The following is a 1219-nucleotide window of genomic DNA, read 5'->3' on the forward strand; positions in this document are numbered from 1 at the left end:
CCAATAAAAACACCGCGTTCTGCCAGGCAAAACGCGGTGTTTGGTTTTAGGGCCGCTTCGCAGCCCAACGGGAGCAAGCTCCCTCGCCACAAGGTGTTTTCAGTTCCAGACACCTTTACCGCTCAACCGCACCCGATCATGCTCGGCATCAAACCTCAGCAACGGCCCCTTCGGCACAATCCCGGTGGGGTTGATCGTCCGATGGCTCGCATAGTAATGCCCCTTGATATGCGCAAAATCCACCGTCTCGGCCACGCCTGGCCATTGATACAGCTCCCTTAGCCAGTTCGACAAGTTCGGATAATCGGCAATCCGCCGCAGGTTGCATTTGAAGTGGCTGTAATACACCGCATCAAAGCGAATCAGCGTGGTGAACAGCCGCACATCGGCTTCGGTCAGGTATTCACCGGCCAGGTAGCGCTGCTCAGCCAAGTGCTGTTCCAGGCAGTCCAGCTCGGTAAACACATCATCAAATGCGCTTTCATACGCCTGCTGCGAAGTGGCAAACCCTGCGCGGTATACGCCATTGTTCACCGCGGGGTAGATGCGCTCGTTCAACGTATCGATCGTCGAACGCAGGGCTTCGGGGTAGAAATCCAGAGTATTGCCGGTCAACCGGTTAAACGCGCTGTTGAACATGCGGATGATCTCCGCTGATTCATTGCTGACGATGCGCTTGAGCTTCTTATCCCACAGCACTGGCACGGTGACACGCCCGTTGTAATCGGCGGTGTCTGCGGTGTAGCGCTGGTGCATGAAGTCGAAGCCGTCGAGCTTATCGCCCGTCGAGCCGTGAGCCTTGTCGAAGGTCCACCCATTTTCCAACATCAGCCAACTGACCACAGACACGTCGATCAAGCTTTCCAAACCCTTGAGTTTGCGCAGGATCAGCGTGCGATGGGCCCACGGGCAGGCCAGGGAAACATACAGGTGATAGCGATCAGCCTCGGCTTTGAAACCGCCGTCGCCGCTGGGGCCGGGCTCGCCATCGGCGGTCACCCAATTGCGCCGTTGCGCCTGCTCGCGCTGGAACGCGCCGTCTGCGCTACTTTCGTACCACTGGTCTTTCCAGTGTCCTTCGATCAGCAAACCCATGACTGGCTCCTTGGCTAATAAGCGTTGGAGCCCAGTCTAAAGGGATGAGTTCGAACTAAAAGCGCAAAGACCGGGCGGGAATCATCGATTAAATCGATTTGTCCCGCGCATCCCAGTATTGCTG

The 1219-nt window shown here is 56.8% G+C and carries 1 protein-coding gene; it reads right to left on the minus strand.

The genetic code is table 11. From position 1 onward, the window contains the following. Positions 1 to 99: 99 nt before the first annotated feature. A complete protein-coding gene (locus tag FEM54_RS32790) occupies positions 100 to 1095 on the minus strand; it encodes a glutathione S-transferase family protein (protein WP_138454311.1) in 996 nt (331 codons plus the stop codon). Positions 1096 to 1219: the final 124 nt, after the last annotated feature.

Origin of the sequence: Pseudomonas edaphica (assembly GCF_005863185.1) — a bacterium.
Lineage (GTDB): Bacteria > Pseudomonadota > Gammaproteobacteria > Pseudomonadales > Pseudomonadaceae > Aquipseudomonas > Aquipseudomonas edaphica.